This window comes from Actinotalea ferrariae CF5-4 (assembly GCF_000603945.1).
GTDB lineage: Bacteria > Actinomycetota > Actinomycetes > Actinomycetales > Cellulomonadaceae > Actinotalea > Actinotalea ferrariae.
On sequence record NZ_AXCW01000476.1, the window covers coordinates 1 to 1,340 of the forward strand.

Here is a 1,340-nt window from a genome sequence, read left to right on the forward strand (position 1 = left end):
CGCCCGCTCGAGGGACTGGGCCCGCCCGGCCAGCGCCCGGGCGCGCTCCTCGCTCGTGCGCAGGGTCAGGCGCGCCTCCGTCTCGCGCGCTCGCGCCGCCGACGCCTCCGCAGCGGTCCGCTCCCGCTCGGTCGTGGCGTCGTCGATCCTGTCGTCGGACTCCTCAGGGTCCTGCTCGGCGTGCTCGAGCCGCTCGGCGAGCTCGGCGAGCTCGGCCTGGTCCGTCGCGAGCCGCTCCCCGGCCGCCTCGAGCGCCTTCTGCGCGCGCTCGACCTCGGCCCGCGCCGAGCGCGCGACGGACCCGAGGTGCCCCAGCTGCTCGGCCACCGCCGCGAGCGCCGCGTCGGACTCGTGGAGACGCTCGAGCGTCGCGTCGTGGTGCTCGCGCGCCGCGACCTCCGTCGCGCGTGCCGTCTGGAGCTCGAACCGGGTGCGCTCACCGCGCGCGACCGCGTCGGCCAGCCGGTCCCGCGCGTCGTCGAGCGCCGCCTGGAGCTCGAGGGCCGACGGCGCGCTCGCCGAGCCGCCGGACGCCCGGGCGGACCCCAGGAGGTCCCCGGCCCGAGTCACCGCGGTGAGGTCGGGGTGGCGCGTGACGAGGGCCCGCGCGTGCGCCAGGTCCTCCACCACGACGACGTCGGCCAGGAGCACGCGGGCGGCGTCGGCGAGCGGCGCGGCGACCTGCACGAGGTCCAGGGCCGGGACGGCGCCCTCGGGCAGGTCCCGGACGGCGGCCGGCGTGGCGGGCGTGGCGGGACCCGTGGTCGTGCCGACCACCAGGGACGCCCGCCCGGCGTCCTCGGACCGCAGGCGGCGGAGCGCGTCGACGGCGACCTCGAGCGACTCGACGGCGACGGCGTCGGCCGCGGCACCGAGCGCGGCGGTCAGCGCGTCCTCGTACCCCGGGCGCACGCTGACCAGCGCGGCCACGGAGCCCAGCAGCCCCGGGAGGTCGTCGCTCGCCAGGAGGGCTCCGGCCCCGTCCTTGCGGACCAGGCTCATCTCCAGCGCGTCGACCCGTGCGGCCCACGTGGCGCGGTCCTTGTCCGCCGCCTGCTCGGCGTCCTTGAGGCGCGCCAGCTCGGCGACCGCGGCCTCGAGGGCTCCGACCGCCGCCTCGTGCTCGGCGTCCAGCCCCTCCTCACCCTCCTCCGCACCGGCGACGCGCGACTCCAGGGCGGCGAACTCGACCGTGGCCTCGTGGCCACGACGCTCCGCCTCGCCGACCGACTCGCGCAGCCGGCCGATCTCGGCCTCCGCGGCCTCGACGCGGCTGCGGCGTGCCGCGACCTGCCCGGCGAGGCGGGCGAGGCCCTCGCGCCGGTCGGCGACGGCGCGCT

General features: G+C 79.5%; 1 protein-coding gene. It reads right to left on the reverse strand.

The features are described 5' to 3' along the window. On the reverse strand, positions 1-1,340 hold a 1,340-nt coding region (locus N866_RS18890; RefSeq protein WP_034229738.1), incomplete at both ends, for a coiled-coil domain-containing protein.